Annotated in this window: 13 protein-coding genes; 9 read left to right on the forward strand and 4 right to left on the reverse strand. The window is 57.7% G+C overall.

What is annotated here, in order from left to right; genetic code table 11:
* Positions 1 to 64 precede the first annotated feature (64 nt).
* The 6 genes from DOLE_RS13735 to DOLE_RS13760 all read left to right on the forward strand — a co-directional run bounded on the left by DOLE_RS13735 (position 65) and on the right by DOLE_RS13760 (position 6,175).
* Positions 65 to 1,228 (forward strand): MFS transporter, encoded by a 1,164-nt coding sequence (locus DOLE_RS13735; RefSeq protein WP_012176090.1) that lies wholly within the window; start codon positions 65 to 67, stop codon positions 1,226 to 1,228.
* A 26-nt stretch (positions 1,229 to 1,254) separates the two neighbouring features.
* The gene (locus DOLE_RS13740) at positions 1,255 to 2,331 is read left to right on the forward strand and encodes a DUF2157 domain-containing protein (protein ID WP_012176091.1); all 1,077 of its coding nucleotides are present in this window, start codon (positions 1,255 to 1,257) and stop codon (positions 2,329 to 2,331) included.
* Complete coding sequence (locus tag DOLE_RS13745; RefSeq protein WP_012176092.1) at positions 2,328 to 3,203, forward strand: DUF4824 family protein; 876 nt, start codon at positions 2,328 to 2,330, stop codon at positions 3,201 to 3,203. Before DOLE_RS13740 ends, DOLE_RS13745 begins: the two co-directional genes overlap by 4 nt.
* A complete protein-coding gene (locus DOLE_RS13750) occupies positions 3,200 to 4,411 on the forward strand; it encodes a CapA family protein (protein ID WP_012176093.1) in 1,212 nt (403 codons plus the stop codon). The genes DOLE_RS13745 and DOLE_RS13750 overlap by 4 nt, the downstream gene beginning before the upstream one ends.
* A gap of 96 nt (positions 4,412 to 4,507) precedes the next feature.
* Positions 4,508 to 5,476, forward strand: coding sequence for a GMP synthase (glutamine-hydrolyzing) (locus tag DOLE_RS13755; protein ID WP_012176094.1), 969 nt, complete (start codon positions 4,508 to 4,510; stop codon positions 5,474 to 5,476).
* Between the two features lie 15 nt (positions 5,477 to 5,491).
* Positions 5,492 to 6,175, forward strand: coding sequence for a nucleoside 2-deoxyribosyltransferase (locus DOLE_RS13760; RefSeq protein ID WP_012176095.1), 684 nt, complete (start codon positions 5,492 to 5,494; stop codon positions 6,173 to 6,175).
* Positions 6,176 to 6,183: 8 nt separating this feature from the next.
* On the opposite strand, the gene DOLE_RS13765 is transcribed toward DOLE_RS13760, so the two are convergent.
* From DOLE_RS13765 to DOLE_RS13775, 3 genes are all read right to left on the reverse strand, one after another.
* A complete protein-coding gene (locus DOLE_RS13765; RefSeq protein ID WP_012176096.1) occupies positions 6,184 to 6,615 on the reverse strand; it encodes a hypothetical protein in 432 nt (143 codons plus the stop codon).
* Between the two features lie 204 nt (positions 6,616 to 6,819).
* Positions 6,820 to 9,561: a nitric oxide reductase activation protein NorD gene (locus DOLE_RS17580; protein WP_012176097.1), complete on the reverse strand. Its 2,742-nt coding sequence runs from the start codon at positions 9,559 to 9,561 to the stop codon at positions 6,820 to 6,822.
* Positions 9,562 to 9,748: 187 nt separating this feature from the next.
* A complete protein-coding gene (locus DOLE_RS13775) occupies positions 9,749 to 10,570 on the reverse strand; it encodes a CbbQ/NirQ/NorQ/GpvN family protein (protein ID WP_232362712.1) in 822 nt (273 codons plus the stop codon).
* 210 nt (positions 10,571 to 10,780) lie between these two features.
* Here DOLE_RS13775 and DOLE_RS13780 point away from each other — a divergent pair, with 210 nt between their 5' ends.
* From DOLE_RS13780 to DOLE_RS13790, 3 genes are all read left to right on the forward strand, one after another.
* The gene (locus DOLE_RS13780) at positions 10,781 to 11,944 is read left to right on the forward strand and encodes a TraB/GumN family protein (RefSeq protein ID WP_012176099.1); all 1,164 of its coding nucleotides are present in this window, start codon (positions 10,781 to 10,783) and stop codon (positions 11,942 to 11,944) included.
* Positions 11,945 to 12,154: 210 nt separating this feature from the next.
* Positions 12,155 to 14,356: a hypothetical protein gene (locus tag DOLE_RS13785; RefSeq protein WP_012176100.1), complete on the forward strand. Its 2,202-nt coding sequence runs from the start codon at positions 12,155 to 12,157 to the stop codon at positions 14,354 to 14,356.
* 176 nt (positions 14,357 to 14,532) lie between these two features.
* Positions 14,533 to 14,847: an STAS domain-containing protein gene (locus DOLE_RS13790; protein ID WP_012176101.1), complete on the forward strand. Its 315-nt coding sequence runs from the start codon at positions 14,533 to 14,535 to the stop codon at positions 14,845 to 14,847.
* A 132-nt stretch (positions 14,848 to 14,979) separates the two neighbouring features.
* Here DOLE_RS13790 and DOLE_RS13795 read toward each other — a convergent pair whose 3' ends face one another.
* Positions 14,980 to 16,167, reverse strand: a complete 1,188-nt coding sequence (locus DOLE_RS13795; RefSeq protein ID WP_012176102.1) for a hypothetical protein — start codon at positions 16,165 to 16,167, stop codon at positions 14,980 to 14,982.
* Positions 16,168 to 16,260: the final 93 nt, after the last annotated feature.

A 16,260-nucleotide genomic window follows, 5' to 3' on the forward strand; every position in this document is an offset into this window, starting at 1 on the left:
CAAGCAGGGAAGCGCAAGACCGCACGCCGTTTTGATTCACGCCCTGCCGGAGACCAGACGTTTCGTGGTTGAAAAAGAGACCCCATCCAGCCGCATCAGCCTCGCGCTGCAATACTTTCTCTACTTTGCCGTGCTGGGCATCTTTCTGCCCTTTTTCAACCTCTACTGCTACCACCTGGGCTTTTCCGGTTTTCAGATCGGCACCCTGTCCGCCATCCAGACCGGCGCCACCGTTGTTTTTCCCCTGATCTGGGGGGCCCTGGCCGACCGGTTTGAGGCCCGCAAGCCGATCTACCTTTTGTGCAACATGGTCAGTGCCGGCTTGTGGAGCTTTTTTCTGTTTACCACCGATTTTATTCCCATGCTGGTGATTACCCTGTTTTACAGCATTTTTCGCGCTCCGGTGATCTCCTTTATGGAGGCTTTTTCCATGGACATACTGGGCGCGGAAAAAAACAGCTACGGCCGGGTCCGGGCCTGGGGCACGGCCAGCTTTATCGCGGTGGTCATCCTCATGGGCCGGGTCACCGACATCTTTTCCATTGACATCATCATTCCCCTGATTCTGGCCGGCACCCTGCTCCAGTCCGCCGGTGCGCTGGCCCTGCCCGCGGTGAAAAGCACGCGGGAGAAAAGCGGGGCCGGCTCCCTGCTGCGGCAGAAACGGGTCAAAATGTTCCTGGCCTGCGCTTTTCTGATGCTGGTCAGCCACGGCACCTACTACGGCTTTTTCTCTATTCACCTGGAGAACCTGGGGTTTGACGCCACTTTCATCGGGTTTGCCTGGGCACTGGCATCCCTGGCCGAAATCGTGGTCATGCTGGCCTCGCCCAGGCTCTTTGCCCGTTTCTCCCTGGAGGCGGTACTGATCTTCTCTTTTTTTGTGGCCGTTGTCCGCTGGCTGCTGATGGCCGTTGTCATATCGGCCCCGCTGATTCTCCTGGGTCAGCTGCTGCACGCCGCCACCTATGCCGCCTTTCACATGGCCAGTATTCTTTACATGGACCGGGTAAGCCTGGAAGGCACCAAAACCCTGGGCCAGGCCGTAAACAACGCGGTGAGCTTCGGCCTTGGCATGATGATCGGTATTTTTGTCAACGGTGTTTTTTTCGACGCTACGGGAGCGCGCCCCCTGTTCATCGCCAGCGCGGTAACGGCCCTGGCCGGTGGCCTGGCCATGATGGCCACAACTCGCCTGGCCGCGCGCAAGGACAGGGCCGTTGCCTGATACCAATAACCAGAGGAGGGCGTTCAATGGGGAAACTCTCTAAAACCGAGGCCCAGAAACGGGCCGACCGGATTGCCGGGTTCCAGGAGGAGCTGGTGCTGCTGGAAAAGGAACAGGTATTGTGCCTGGCCCCGGATCAGAAGGCGGCGGTGGACGCCTATCATAAAGGACTGCTGGAAACCTTTACCGCCGGCTTTGACATCGACACCAGTCGCAGGGAAAAGCAGTTCAGCCTGGGCATGCGTATTGCCTCATTTCTGGGCGCCCTGGCGCTGGCCGCCAGCGTGTTTTTTCTTTTCTACCAGTTCTGGGGCCGCTTTTCCACACCGGTTCAGGTGATTATCCTGACCGCCGCGCCCCTGGTCACCCTGGCCCTGACATACACGGCCTCGGTCCGCGAGCCGTCCGGCTATTTTTCAAAAATCTTCGGCCTGGTCTGCGTGGCCTGTTTTGTGCTGAACCTGATCATGCTGGGCCAAATCTTCAACATCGTGCCGTCGGAAAACGCCTTTCTGGTCTGGGCGCTGTTTGCCTTTCTGCTGGCCTATGCCACCGACGCCAGGCTGCTGTTGGCCGCGGGCATCATCAGCCTGGCCTGTTTTCTGTCCGCCCGCACCGGCACGTGGTCCGGCTGCTACTGGATATATTTCGGAACCCGGCCGGAAAACTTTTTCCCGGTGGCGCTGTTTTTGTTTGTGATTCCGTTTTTTGTCTCCCACAAATCCTATTCCGGGTTTGGTCTTATCTACCGGGTGTTTGCCATGCTGCTCTTTTTCCTGCCGGTGCTGGTGCTGGCAAACTGGGCCAGCGTCAGCTACATCAATATCGATGGGAAGTTTGTGGAATATTTTTACCAGGCCGTGGGGTTTGTGGTCAGCGCCCTGGCCATCTGGCTGGGCCTTCAAAAAAACTGGTCCGACGTGGTCAACACCGGCACCGTGTTTTTCGTGATTTTTCTGTATACCAAAATTTTTGACTGGTGGTGGGACTGGATGCCCAAGTACATCTTCTTTTTTGTCGTGGCGCTGACCGCGATTCTGGCTCTGCTGATATTCAAGCGACTCAGAAGCGACGAACCGCGGGCAAAGGAGGTGGCATCATGAAAAAGCGCCTTTCCGCAAAAACACTTTTTATCCTGGCTTTTATCATGATCGCGGCAATCAACGGCATCGTGTTGTCCGGCGTGGCATACAACCGCTCCGGCGATCCGAATGCCGTGGTGGTGCTCTCTGAGCGGGAGCTCAACCTGCCCTATTGGACGCCAAAAGAGAACAGCGGCATGGCCCTGGAGATAGCGTGGCAGACGCTGGGCATGGAGCGTGGGGACAGCTACGGTTGGTATACTTACCGGTCCCGCAATCCCCGGTGGATGGACGAGGCCAAACTTCGTGAGCTGGGGTTTAACGTGGACCGATACAAGGCACGACATCAATACAAGCCCGATACGCCCAGAGAGGTATTTGTTGTTCTGGAACTGGGCGGCACACCCTGGCAACAGTTTCTGGAGCAGATGGATACCGCATTAGAGAAGATACGGGCCGCGCATCAGGCCGCTCCGAATGACGAGGACCTTGAAAAAGAGTATACCCGTTTTCAGGAGCGGGTGAACGAAGTGAAAACCAGCGGCTCCCGGCTGTTTGCCGTGGACGCCGGCACCGACGCCAAAGCCTTGCGGGTGGAATACAGCGACCGGAACCGTTTTATTATTGCTCCGGCCATTGTTGCCATGGACACCTTTTACGCGAATGACAAAAAAGAAAAAATCGTGGGCCATATTCAACGGCTGAGTGTAGGGCAAATCCACGTGCCTGTCGGCAACAAGCAGGTGTTTGCGGCCCTGCTCTCACAAAAAAGGACACGTTCCGACACCCCCCCTGCTTTCGGGGTGGAAGTTGCCTATGGCAAACGTCTGGAACCCTGGATTCGCGCGGTGACCCCGGCACCGGTCACCAGCGGGAAAGACAAAAACCCATGACCCTTAAAAACCGCTTCACGCCGTACCGGCTTTTGCTGGTGGTGTGTGTAATCACCGTCGGCGTTTACGGGTGCCGTGCCGGCGACACGGCCGATGGTCTTGCCCACACCGGGCAGGTCCATATCCTTTTTGCGGGTGACACCGCATTTGGCGAAAGCTATCAGCGTGTCATCGCCCAACAGGCCGGCGAGGACATTCTCAAGACCCGGGGATATGATCATGGATTTGCCGGACTGCTGCCGCTTCTGAAGCGCGCGGATACAACCGTGGCCAATCTTGAAACGCCTGTCACCAGCCTGCCGGCGTCTCCGCTGGCAGGCAGAAAATCCTATCTTCACTGGAGCGATATTCACGCGGCGCCCGCCGCGCTTGCAAAACACAACATTAAGCACCTCTCCCTGGCCAACAACCACACCATGGATTACGGCCTGCAAGGGTTGAAACAGACCCTGGACGTATTGCAGCAGAACGGCATGGAGACTTTCGGCGCGGGGGCAAGCGCGGCTGACGGGGCCCGGCCTCTTGCGCTGTCTTATAAAATCAACGGTCACCCCCTGCGAATGCTGGTGGCGGCGGGCTTTGAATACCGGCCGGTCTATGACAGGGCATTCCGGTTTTACGCCGGCAAAGACAAGGGCGGTGTGAATGCCTGGTCAATCCCCAGGGCCGCCGCCCAGATCCGGGCCCTGCGCGGGGAAAACCCCGGGGCCTTTATCATCGCTTTTCCACACTGGGGCAAAAACTATCAGTGGAAAACCACCGGGCAGACAGCCCTGGCCCATGCCCTGATCGATTCCGGCGCGGACCTGGTGTTGGGCCACGGGGCCCACCGGCTTCAGGAGATTGAACTGTACCATGACCGCTGGATCATATACAGCCTGGGCAATTTTGTGTTCAACGCCCCGGGCCGGTACGCGGAACATGACGGCCCCCCTTTCAGTCTGGCCGCGTTGATGGCGGTAACGGAAGAAAAGGGGAAATTTGACTGTGCGCTGAGCCTTTATCCCGTCATGAGCGATAACCGGATCACGGGCTATCAGCCCCGGTTTGCCACGAAAAAAGAGTTTGATGCTCTATACCAAAGCATCCTTGACCAAAGCAGTGACCCGGGTGCCCTGAAAACAAGGATTGCCACCGGACAGGATGACGTGGGGCCGTTTATCCGGCTCAACGTCACGCCCGAACCTTTTCTTGCCAAAAACGTGTAATTTTTGTATTGCTGAACTTCACATCGTTTCATTGAAAGACTGGAGACAGTCTCTTTTTCGTCTCATTACCAACCCGCTTTCAGAAAGGACGGCACCATGGCCAAAATGAAGGAGATCAAGGCAAAAAACATGAATGTGGAGAAATTTATCGCCGACAAGGTAAAAGACATTCAGCAGGCCGTGGGAGACGGAATGGCCATTAACGCCCTTTCCGGAGGCGTGGATTCGTCCGTGGTCACCGTGCTGGGCCACAGGGCATTGGGCAAAAACCTGAAAACCTATTTCATCGACAACGGCATCATGCGGGAAGGCGAACCGGCCCGGGTGGTGGCAACCTTCAAAAAAATGGGGATTCCGGTAGAGGTCATCGATGCCTCCAGGGCCTTTTTCGCCGCGCTCAAAGGCGTGACCGACCCGGAGGAAAAAAGAGAGGCCATCACCCAGACCTTTTATAAAAAGATTTTCGGCAAGCTGGTGGTCAAGAGCAAGGCCACGTACCTGCTTCAGGGCACCATCCTGACAGACGTGGATGAGACCGTGGCCGGTATCAAGCGGCAGCACAATGTTTTTGCGCAGCTGGGCATTGACCCCCAGAAGGCGTTCGGCTACAAAATCCTGGAGCCGCTGATTGAACTGCGCAAGGACGGGGTGCGCAAGGTGGGCCGGGGCCTGGGCCTGCCGGAAGCCGTTTTTGAACGCATGCCCTTTCCCGGCCCGGCCCTGGCGGCCCGGGTGATCGGCGAGGCAAAGCCGGACAGGATCGCCCTGGCGCGAAAAGCCACGGCCATCATGGAAAAGACCTTCAAGGACGTTGACGCCTTTCAGTACATGGCCATTCTGCACGAGGACCGGGTCACGGGCATGCGGGACAACAAGCGGGTCTTCGGCAACCAGATTGAAATCCGCTGCTGGGACAGCGTGGACGCGCGCAAGGCCCGGCCCACGCGGCTCTCCTTTGACCTGCTGGAATCGGTTGCCAAAAAAATAACGAAAACCATTCCGGAAGTGGTCAGCGTGACCTACAACATCACCTCCAAGCCCACTTCCACCATGGAAGCGGTGTAACCTGGAAGTCTGTAGATGGCACAAAAAGAAAAAACCGTTGTCTACTGTTCCGGTCCGCTTTTCTGTCCCGAAGAGATTGGTGGCATGACCGCCATTGCCGGGGTACTGGAGCAAAACGGGTATGCCACCTTTCTGCCCCACCGGGACGGACTGGAAGCCCATGTGATGAAGTTCTTAAACTCACCCCTGGGTATAAATATCCTGAAATCCCGGCAGGTGGTAGACCGGCTGATATTTGCCCTGGACCTGTTTCAGATTATTGAGCGGTGCGGGTGCATTGTGGTGAACACCAACGGCCGGGTGCCGGACGAGGGGGCCGTGGCAGAGGCGGCCATGGCCTTTATGGCCGGCAAGCCGGTGGTGCTTTACAAAAATGATTGCCGGTCCGTGTTCCGGGGCCGTGACAACTCCATGGTCACCGGCCTTGCCACCGGGCCGGTGGTAAACCGGCTGGACGATATTCCCGGGGCGGTCAAAAAGACTTGCGCGTCAGACAAAGGCCCGACTGACGGGACAAGGCCCCTGCCCCTGAATGTGGCACAAACCGTGGCCCTGGGCAAAAAGGTGTGGCGCCTGATGGGGTTTCTGCATGCCGATGGCGGGCCGGCAAAAGAGGCCCAGGGCCTGGCAGCGGAAATCTCCGCTTTTTGTCTGGACTGGCAGGACAACCCCATGGAGCAGAAAACAGGCGAGCCATAAGGAGTGGTTCAACAGACATCCACCAGGTTTTTGACGACGTCCCGCAAAGGCGGTTTCAGCGGACGCCATTTGGGGGCCACGGCCACACCCTCTTCCCAGGTGAATTCCACTGCCTCAAAAATTTCATCAATCTGTTTCACGTGTTTGACGCCGTACTGAACTGCAGGGTAGTGCTCCACCCAGAGCATCCGGTGCGGATCGATATGAAACGCCCTGGAAATAAAGGAGGCCAGGGGGCCGGCCCACCCCTTGACCGTGATGCTCTCTCCCGGCACATCGGAAACCACCACCACCATGGGTCTCAGGTGACGAACGCCCCTGTTTTCCGGGGCCTTGTCCAGGTCGAAAATACGCAGCCGGATTCTCCCCGTGGCCAGGCCGAAGGCCTTGCCCAGCCCCTCCCAGTGATAAATGTCGTTGTAGAGAATCATGTCGTCCATTGATCCGCCCACATCCGCTTGTAAAATATCCAGTTCGATTTCTTATTTAATCTTACTCGTGCTCGTGCTCTTAATCTTAATCGAAACTTTTTAACTGTGGGTCACGATTACGATTATAAGTAAGAGTAAGAATAAGATCAGGTCTGTGCAACCATATTGTTCGTCAGGGTCATTCTTTTCTTTGCGCCAAAGACAAGTACATGGTCATCCTGTCAACCGCCCGTAGATTCGCAGCAGCTTGTTCGGCAGCTCCCTCACATTGGAGATCACGCTGTGGCGCACTTTTCCGTAAAGATCGTCCAGCACGCCGTCACCGGCGATGTTCACGGTGATGGTGTGAACGGAAATGCCGCCGGCCCTGGCTTCCAGCAGGGCCCGCCGGGTATCCTCAATGGCCCGTTCCCGCTTGTAGTCCAGGTCGTTGGGAAACCCGTCGGTCACGATGATCAGCAGCCTGGAGGCGGCGGCCGCAGCCTTGAGCTGTGCCGTGGCATGCCGGATGGCGGCCCCCATGCGGGTGTTGCGCTGGGGCGACAGCCCGCCGATGCCCCGGCGCACGGTGTCGGTCATGGGCTGGTCAAAATCCTTGATGGGGAAATAGTCCACACCCAGGCGGCCGGTGCCGGAAAACCCGGCAATGGCAAAGGTGTCGCCCACCACGTCCAGGGCTTCGCAGAACAGGACCGTGGCCTCCTTTTCAACGGAGAGCACCGTGGTCGTGTCTGAACCGGCGACCGCGCCGGAGGTGGAACGCGAAATGTCCAGCAGCAGCAGCACGGCCACGTCCCGCACCTTCTTAAGCCGCTTGATATAGATCCTTTCGGACGGGGTTTTGCCGGCCTTTTTGTCAATCACAAAATCGATCAGCTGGCGATAATCGAAATCCTCTCCTTCCCGCCACTTGCGAAGCACGGTCATACCCTCGGGTTTGAGCAGTTCAAAGGCGTAGCGGATTTTTTTCACCAGGCCCCGGTGCCGGGAAAGAGCCGACTGGTAGAATCCGGAATCCGGCGGATCGAAGCGGCGTTCCCGCACCAGCACATGATCGGCAAGATAGTCCCCGATGGCGTGGTCCCACTCCCGGTATCGGTAAACCGGCCCGCCGGCAGGATCCGGCGCCGGCCCGTTTGCCGCCAGGGAATCATGGAGGTCGGACAGGTCAATGCCCGGTAAACCGGGGCCGGCACCGCTTTCCGGTCCCGGTTCATGCGCCTGGGGGGTGTGAGCCACGATCTGTTGAATATCTTCGGCATAAAGAAGCCCTCCCTGTTCCCGCATTCGCCGCAGGATATCGGACTTGTATGCCTTGTACCCCTCTTTTGCAACAGCCTGCTGCACCCGGCCCGCCAGCCTGTCATGCTCGCCCCAGGCCCTGGCAAAAAGCGCGGGCCGCAGGCAAAGGCCCAGGGCCGGGGCCATGGATCTGTATTCGCCCTGCATGAAAAGACCGGGCCGCAGGCCTTCGAACACGGAAAACAGGGCCTGGGCCGAGGCTTCGGGAAACGGACGGCCGGCTGCATGGTGATTGAAAATACGCGCCACGGTCTCCACCGTTCGCTTTCCGGCACCCCTGCATTGTACCAGGTTCCGGCCCAGGGCGATGCACGCATGAAGCGTCTGCATTATATTTTCGCCCGGCCCGGGGGCCGCCGCCTGCCGGACCAGCCCGTAAAAGCGCCGGGCCCCTTCCGGGTAATGTTCTTCCAGCAGGGTGCGGACCCGGCCGTATTCAAAAATGGAAAAAAGGTCGGCGGCCAGGCCGGTGTGGGGAAAACAGTCAAACAGCCGTTCCATATCGGTGCGGCCATCTTCGCCCGGCCCGATGGGTCTCGGGGGACGGCCGGCATTTTCCAGGGCTTTTTGCAGGTCAAAATCAAAGGTGCCGAACTCAATCAGCCCGGCCTCGATCCAGGCCAGGGCCTTGTAAAAATCGCTGTTTTCTTTCCGCCGCGAATTGCGGTTGATCGTGTCGGCCAGAAAAATGGTCTTCCCGTCGGAACAGGCAGACACATCAGGTGAATTCGAAAAAAAAGTTTCGGGCAGACCGGAGATCGGCTTCACGGGAATGGCCCGGCCGGTGCGGGCATGCAGGTAGCAGGAAATCTTCTGCTGCATCTCCGGAAAAATCGCCGTGGTCCGAAGACGGTCGCAGGTTTCAATGGCGGTCCGGGACTCCAAGGTCAGAAACTTTTTTCCCCGGTTGGCATCCTTTTGATGGCGGTCCAGCCCCTCTGAGATAAAGCGTTCAAGGTCGGCCGGCGCCAGAAAGGCAAGCTCCCGGGTCAACGGCGTCAGAAACAGGCAGGCCAGGTCAAAATCCCGGCGCACCACCCGCTCCAGCTGAACGGTTTTCCAGGCCCGCTGGCCGGGCGAAAACGAAAGCACGGCCCGGGGAAACTCGGCGGTAAACCGCCGGTACTGGTTGTAGGTCAGTTCATGGTCAAACACCGCCAGCAAAAGGTCCAGGTAGGCAAGGCCGGCGTCCGCGGCCTTGCCGCTCACCAGTTCACCGATGATCTCCATGGGCTCGGCGGTCAGGGCATAAAGCCACCGGGCCTTGATCCGGTTCACGGCGGCCATGAACCGGTCAAACAGCCGGGAATCGGGGTGAAGCAGCACCGGGGGCAGGCTGATGGCCAGAATCCGGCCAAACGTGGGCCCCTCTTTAATGGCCGCCTGAAGGGATCGGCTGTAACAATCAATGGCCTTCCGGTCCGCGCCCCCGGTGATCAGTGCCAGGTAGCCGTCGGCCAGGGCCCGGCCCAGGGCGGATTCAATGGAAAGGCCGTACACCACGTCACCGGCCAGAACGCTTACCGCCTTCGCCTTCAAATCGCATCCGGCCTTGTCCAGCCGGTTTTTTACCCGGCGGGCCAGGTCGGGATCGGCCAGGGCCAGGACCTCCAGGGGGGAGTCTCCATTATTTATGTATGAGAATTGGTTCATGAACGTAAGCGGTATTGCCCCACGCCGTATCCGGTCCGATAAGGCATTCTATCCACCGATTCAGGATGGCTTCGTAAAAAGGTCAAGATCAAGGCGCCGCAAAGCCCGAGGAATGAGGCGTACTGAATGTACGCCGCAGTGACGAGGGATGCCGCGCAACGCAGAGATTGGGCTTTTTACGGAGCCATCAAAACAGATCTTTTACCAAATCATCCAGCGTCTCCTGCAACCCCTCATCATCGGTCAGGGGCTGGCAGATGGCGGCCCGGCAGGCGTCCGCCCCGGCCACGCCCTGGCGGATCAGGCGGGCGGCATAGATAAGGAGCCGGGTGCTGGCCCCCTCGGTCAGGCCGTGCTCCCGAATGTTGCGAATCCGGGTCCCCAGCCGCACCAGCCGGTCAGCGGTCTCCTGGTCCACGCCCGCCTCCTTGCAAATGATGGTAATTTCATGTTCAGCCGCCGGATAGTCAAAGGTCAGGGCCGTAAACCGCTGGCGCGTGCTCTGCTTCATGTCTTTAAGCACGGACTGGTATCCGGGGTTATAGGAGATCACCAGCAGAAAGTCGGGGTGGGCGGGAATCACCTCTCCTTTTTTGTCGATATAGAGGGTGCGGCGGTCGTCGGTCAGCGGGTGAATCACCACGGTGGTGTCTTTCCGGGCCTCCACGATCTCGTCAAAATAGCAGATAGCGCCCATACGCACCGCCGTGGTCAGGGGGCCGTCCCGCCACACGGTTTCATCGTTTTTCAGAATGTAGCGGCCCACCAGGTCGGAGACAAACAGGTCCTCGTGGCAGGCCACGGTGATCAGGGGCCGGCCCAGACGAAAGGACATGTGCTGCACGAACCGGGTCTTGCCGCAGCCGGTGGGGCCCTTGAGCATAACGGGCAGCCGGGCGTCGTAAGCCGCCTGAAACAGAACCGCCTCGTTTCCCGCCGGCAGGTAGAAGGGTTCTTCCGTAATTCGGAAATCTTCGGCCCTGATTTCCGTGTTCTGCTGCTTTTTCACCGGTATCTCCTCAACCATGAATTTATGTTATCCAAACCCAAATCGCTACCGGGATCGGTATCGGTATCGAAATCAAAACATACATGGCACTTTCAACAAAAACGAGCCTGTTGGACATCTTCCTTGACACGGCACGGAATTCGATATATCCGGCGGTATCAGGGCGATAATTTAACACGTCAGGCCGCATATTTCACGAAAAGAATAATAATGACCAGTGACGACAACATTCATCACCTGCATGCAGGTGACAAAGAGATCCTTCTGGTGGGCACCGCCCATGTCTCCCGCCAGAGCGCCGAACAGGTCACTCAGGTGATTGAGGCAGAGCAGCCGGACACGGTGTGCGTGGAGCTTTGCCGGCCCAGGTTTGAGGCTGTCCGCAACCGGGAGCACTGGCGACAGATGGACATCCTGAAGGTGGTCCGGGACAAGAAGGCCTTTATGCTGCTGGCCAACCTGCTGCTGGCCGCCTTTCAGAAAAAGATCGCGGAAAAGTTCGGCATTGCGCCGGGCCAGGACATGATCAGTGCTATTGAAACCGCGGAAAAAATCGGGGCAAAGATCCACCTGGCCGACCGGGAAATCCGCGCCACCCTTGCCCGGGCCTGGCGTTCCATGGGGCTCTGGGGAAAAAGCAAGCTCCTGTTCCAACTGGTGGGCTCCCTTGCAGGTGCCGATGAAATCTCTGAAGAGGAGATCGAAAAGCTCAAGCAGGAGGACATGCTGCACATGGTGCTGGCCGAGCTGGAGGCATCCCACCCCATGCTGCGAAAAATCATCATCGATGAACGGGACCAGTACCTGGCCCACTCCATTTACAACGCCCCCGGAAAAAAGATCGTGGCTGTGGTGGGTGCGGGCCATGTAGCCGGCATCAAACGGTACTGGAACACGGCCATCGATATTCAGGCGCTGGAGACCGTTCCACCGCCCGGTATATCCGGGAAAGTGATAAAGTGGGGTATTCCCGCCCTTATCATCGCGGTGTTTGTGCTGGGGTTTGCCCTGGGCGGCAGGGATACCGGCATGCACCTTCTGGGGCTCTGGATTCTTGCCAACAGCACCCTGGCCGGCCTGGGCGCCCTGGCCGCATGGGGCCATCCGCTCACCATCCTGGCGGCCGCGGTATCGGCCCCCATCACATCGGTCAACCCCGCCATTGGCGCCGGATGGGTGGCCGGGCTGGTGGAAGCCCTGGTGCGGCGGCCCACCGTGGGAGACCTGGAAGACCTCTCTTCCGATATCACCTCCTTTGGCGGTTTCTGGCGCAACCGGGTCACCCGGGTGCTGCTGGTTGTGGTGCTGGTCAATCTGGGCAGCACGCTGGGCACCTTTGGTGCCCTGCCCCTGATGGCCCGGCTGTTCCACTGATCTCCGCCCAAACATCAATTCGATAAACACCTTTCGGCGGCGCATACACCAGCGGTAGTGGTCCTCACAGCCAAAACGCAAAGATATGGTGGCATGTCTACTGCGACCGGTTTTTCCCTCGATATTGTCCCGGTGATATGGTACTACATTTTCAGTAAATATTTCACTGTGCTTCAATAAACTCCGCAATCAGGGCGTGGAATCATATTCGTGGATGCTCCAGGCAAACGGCACATCATTTACAAGCCGATTCACAGCGGCAATGCCAAGAAGGTCAAAGTCTTTCCCAACCCGTCGGCCACCAGCCGGCTCAAGGTGGCGCCCGGCTCCCGGCTGATCAACCTCAATGAAAAGACCGACGCCACCACAGGCAAAAAAAGCGGCAAAGTCAAGTATCTCATCGACCGGCTCAACTATATCAACTTCCAGGATGAGACCATTCTCATCAACTTCCATCACAAGAAGTACGACCACAAGGTGACCAAGCACGTCCTGCCCATGCCCTGCAAGGATGCCCGGCTGGAGTGCACCTGGACCGACATATCGGACCTGGTCCCCGTGTTCCGCAACTACCGGCTTGAAGAGGTGTTGATTCCGGACAACAACAAGGTGCTGATGGTCAAGCCCGAAATTATCAGCGCCAGCCGCAGGCGGATCATCATGAAGCTGCCGCGGCAGTACCAGGAGGTCAACAAGCGGCGGGTCAAGCGGTACGACTGTCACGGCATCGATGTACGCATGGTGCAGAACAGCGTGGTCTACCGGGGCGAACTGCTGGACTTTTCCACCATGGCCTTTCATATCCGGCTTATCAGCAAGATATCCCCGACCTTCAAGTGGATCAACCCGGATGTGAAGGTCAACATCATTCTCCGTTCCGGCAAGGATACCATCTATTCAGGGGAGTGCCTGATATTTAAACAGACCGGGGACAAGGAGTACCGGGACATCGTACTGGAACCGTTGAACTTCGAGATTCAGCGGTTCAAGCCCAGGGAGTACCGCAGCGCCCGTCAGCAGCTGGTTCCCTCTCCGGACGCAGTGATCCGGCACCCGCTGACCGGCAAGGATGTCCAGCTCAAAATTCACGACATGTCGGGTTCCGGGTTCTCCGTGGAGGAACACGAGGAAGACGCGGTGCTGCTCCCCGGCCTGGTCACGCCGGAGACCACCCTCAAGTTTGCCAGCAACTTCGTGCTCCGGTGCCGGGGCCAGGTGATCTACAGCATACCGGAAGAGGATGACCAGCACGGGGTCAAGTGCGGCATCACCATCCTGGACATGGCCATCAACGACCACATGAACCTGCTGGCCATCCTGGGGCAGGCCGAGGACGGCAACTCCTACCTCTGCGACTCGGTGAACATGGACCTGCTGTGGGAGTTCTTTTTCCGCAACGGCATCATCTATTCGGACAGCTACGAACTGGTGCACGAGCACAAGGACCAGGTCAAGCGGACCTACGAAAACCTCTACACGCAAAACCCCCACATCGCCCGCCACTTCATCTACCAGGACAAGGGCATGATTCTGGGGCATCTGGCCATGCTGCGGTTTTATGAAAGGTCCTGGATTCTCTGCCTTCACTCCTCCCAGAACACCATTCCCCAGTTGAGTCAGAAGCTCTCCCTGCTCAACCAGGCGGCCCGGTATGTGTACGAGTCCTACTCCTTTGCCTCGGCCCACCTGGACTACCTGGTCAGCTACTACGACTCCAACGACAAGTTCGCCATTTCGGTATTCGGCAGCATCGCCCGCAACACCCAGAGCCCCAAGGGATGCTCCATTGATTCTTTGGCCTATTTCCGTCACCGGCGGGAGGAGCACAAGGATTGCGTTCTGCCGGAAGGGTATTACCTGGCGTCCACCACCCACGAAGACCTGGCGGTGCTGGAGAGTTTTTACGAACACAAATCCGGGGGCCTGATGATGCAGGCCTTTGACCTGGTGTCCGGGTCCAGCAATATCCGCAAGCTTTCCAACGAGTATCTGCAGCTCGGGTTTCAGCGGAAGCGGTATCTCTTCTCCCTGAAAACCAAAGACCAGATCAAGGCGGTGCTGATGATCAACAGCTCGGACATCGGCCTGAACATGGCCGACCTGACCAGCTGCATCAAGATCTTTATCACCGACCACCGGGCACTGCCGGCACCGGCCATTCATGCCTCCCTGGCCCGTATCTGCAAAAACTTGAAAAAGAAAAGCATGCCGGTCTTTATCTACCCCTCCAACTATGCCGGAGAGATAGGACTTTCCTACGAACAGACCTTCAACCTCTGGGTCCTGGACACCCAGTACACCGACCAGTTTGCCAAACAGGTCAAGTCCCTGGTCCGGAATGCCGAAGAAAAAAACAGCCCGCCCAAAGCACCGGCCCGCCAGCGGCCCGTTTCCCAGTCCGAGGCCCGCTGACCCGAACAGGCCCCCTTCCAGCCGGTCTTGCTTGCGGCCTCCGCGATCGGCACACATGGATCTGCGCCATCTTTTTGTTTGCGCTTTCGGCAAAGCGGTGCTAGAGTAATAACCATAGCAGAACCCGTTGTTGAACATGTGTTCTTAATTAATTCTAACAGATGGAGCGGCTTCGAATGGCTCAGAGTGAAATCACCCGGCAGGCCAGGCAGGTGATCGTGAAGCCCGGGACCGACCTGGTGGCCTCCATGGCCGATGGTTTCCGGGAGGAGTTGCAGCAGGTGATTCGGGAATCACCCGAGTCGGTCACCATTGACCTGACCGGCGTGGAGATGGTGGACTCCGTGGGCATCGGCGTCATGATTGCTGTCTATAACTCGCTGGCCAAAGTGGAAGGCATGCTCAAGGTCATCAACGCCAATAAAAACATTTTAAACCTCTTTCGCACCATGCGGCTGGACCGGCACTTTACCGTCGAAGGTACGGCGTAAATCCAGCCTGTTCAGGCCCTCAGTCCCCGGAAAATACCTAAAAAAAACGCCGCCGGCATATGATGCCTGCGGCGTTTCCTGTTTCCATGATTTCTCTGGTGTATTATCCTTCCATGGATTAGTCCCGGCATTCTACTCCAGGTTTTCGGCAAGAAACTCCATAAATGCCCTGTCCCGGTTGCCGGTGGCCAGATGGGAGGGCATGGACAAAAGAATGGAAATGGTCTTGTTAAATCCCATCATACCGATAAAAAACGGCGTCATCATGCCGCAGGGGGGGACGGCAAACATCATGTCTGGGATAAACGTATCAAGGGTCACCAGGGGGGCGGGGATCCGGCCCATATTGGACATAAATCCCGAAACCCAGTACCGGCCGGTTTTCAGGCCTTTTTTGATGTCGTTTTCCAGGTAGCGGCGCAACACCCACAGGGGAAGGCGCGGTATGATTTTCTCCGCAAATGCCGGCTTTCCGTCCTGCTCCATGTAGGCCTGAATGCGCTGTTGAATCGCCTCAATGGTGGTTTCCCGGGTGATTTCAATATACAGGGCACGGGACAGGTTGCTGGCAGATTTAATGTCCGGCCGCCGGGGCCGCAGGGATAATGGAATCCCGAAGATTACCTTTCCATCCGGGTTCTTTTGCCATGCCGCCTGTGCCGACAGCAGCGCGACTTTGGGCAGGAGTTTGGAGATCGGCCCTTTCACATCCATGCGGCAAAAGGAGATGTCGGGCGATGCCGCTCCCGGGTTTCCCGTGGGCGCAACGCACTGCCCGCCCTTCCATTTGGGCTCATGCATGCCGGTGACGTTCCGGAACTGGTCGATGGACTCGGCATAGCCCGACCCCTCGGGTGCTTCGCCGCGCAGAATACGAAACACATCCGCAATCCACATGAAGGTCCCCTGCCCGTCGGTAATTCCGTGGTGGGTCCGGAATACCAGCCGCAGGGGGTCGCCCCTGAACACCAGCACTTCACTGGTGGGGCCGGTTTTTATCGGCAGGGGCCGCTTGTAAAAAGAGGTGCCCTGAAAATTCAACCCGGACCATTGGGCGCCGTCCAGTTCGGTGACCGGTGGGGCCACACCGGAATCCACAAGCCGGGAGGCGCTCAGCCAGCCCCTATAGACCAGCCGGGTGCTGGGATTGGCTGCAGCGGCAGCATGTACCGCATGGGTCAATGCCTGCAAATCAATATTCCCCCGTCCTTCCACAATAAATTGATTGCAGATGGGAAACCGGTAGGCTTTATCAATGTAGTCCGACGCGATATAAACCCTTGGTCCGTTGGTTACTTTTCTGGATTGATTCTTCGGCATCTTTGATTGTCCCCCTTGAAAAGCAGTGCAAAAAATGAAATAGTCCTCATTAATTCACCATAAACAATTCTTTATCAGTGTTTAAGGGGAAAA

The organism is Desulfosudis oleivorans Hxd3 (assembly GCF_000018405.1).
In the GTDB taxonomy this organism is placed as follows: Bacteria; Desulfobacterota; Desulfobacteria; order Desulfobacterales; family Desulfosudaceae; genus Desulfosudis; species Desulfosudis oleivorans.

What these genes read in the sequence shown, in the direction of transcription:
- DOLE_RS17580 (WP_012176097.1), bottom strand. Translation starts at nt 9,561, where the DNA reads ATGAACCAATTCTCATACATAAATAATGGAGACTCCCCCCTGGAGGTC.
- DOLE_RS13790 (WP_012176101.1), top strand. Translation starts at nt 14,533, where the DNA reads ATGGCTCAGAGTGAAATCACCCGGCAGGCCAGGCAGGTGATCGTGAAG.
- DOLE_RS13765 (WP_012176096.1), bottom strand. Translation starts at nt 6,615, where the DNA reads ATGGACGACATGATTCTCTACAACGACATTTATCACTGGGAGGGGCTG.
- DOLE_RS13750 (WP_012176093.1), top strand. Translation starts at nt 3,200, where the DNA reads ATGACCCTTAAAAACCGCTTCACGCCGTACCGGCTTTTGCTGGTGGTG.
- DOLE_RS13745 (WP_012176092.1), top strand. Translation starts at nt 2,328, where the DNA reads ATGAAAAAGCGCCTTTCCGCAAAAACACTTTTTATCCTGGCTTTTATC.
- DOLE_RS13795 (WP_012176102.1), bottom strand. Translation starts at nt 16,167, where the DNA reads ATGCCGAAGAATCAATCCAGAAAAGTAACCAACGGACCAAGGGTTTAT.
- DOLE_RS13760 (WP_012176095.1), top strand. Translation starts at nt 5,492, where the DNA reads ATGGCACAAAAAGAAAAAACCGTTGTCTACTGTTCCGGTCCGCTTTTC.
- DOLE_RS13780 (WP_012176099.1), top strand. Translation starts at nt 10,781, where the DNA reads ATGACCAGTGACGACAACATTCATCACCTGCATGCAGGTGACAAAGAG.
- DOLE_RS13740 (WP_012176091.1), top strand. Translation starts at nt 1,255, where the DNA reads ATGGGGAAACTCTCTAAAACCGAGGCCCAGAAACGGGCCGACCGGATT.
- DOLE_RS13755 (WP_012176094.1), top strand. Translation starts at nt 4,508, where the DNA reads ATGGCCAAAATGAAGGAGATCAAGGCAAAAAACATGAATGTGGAGAAA.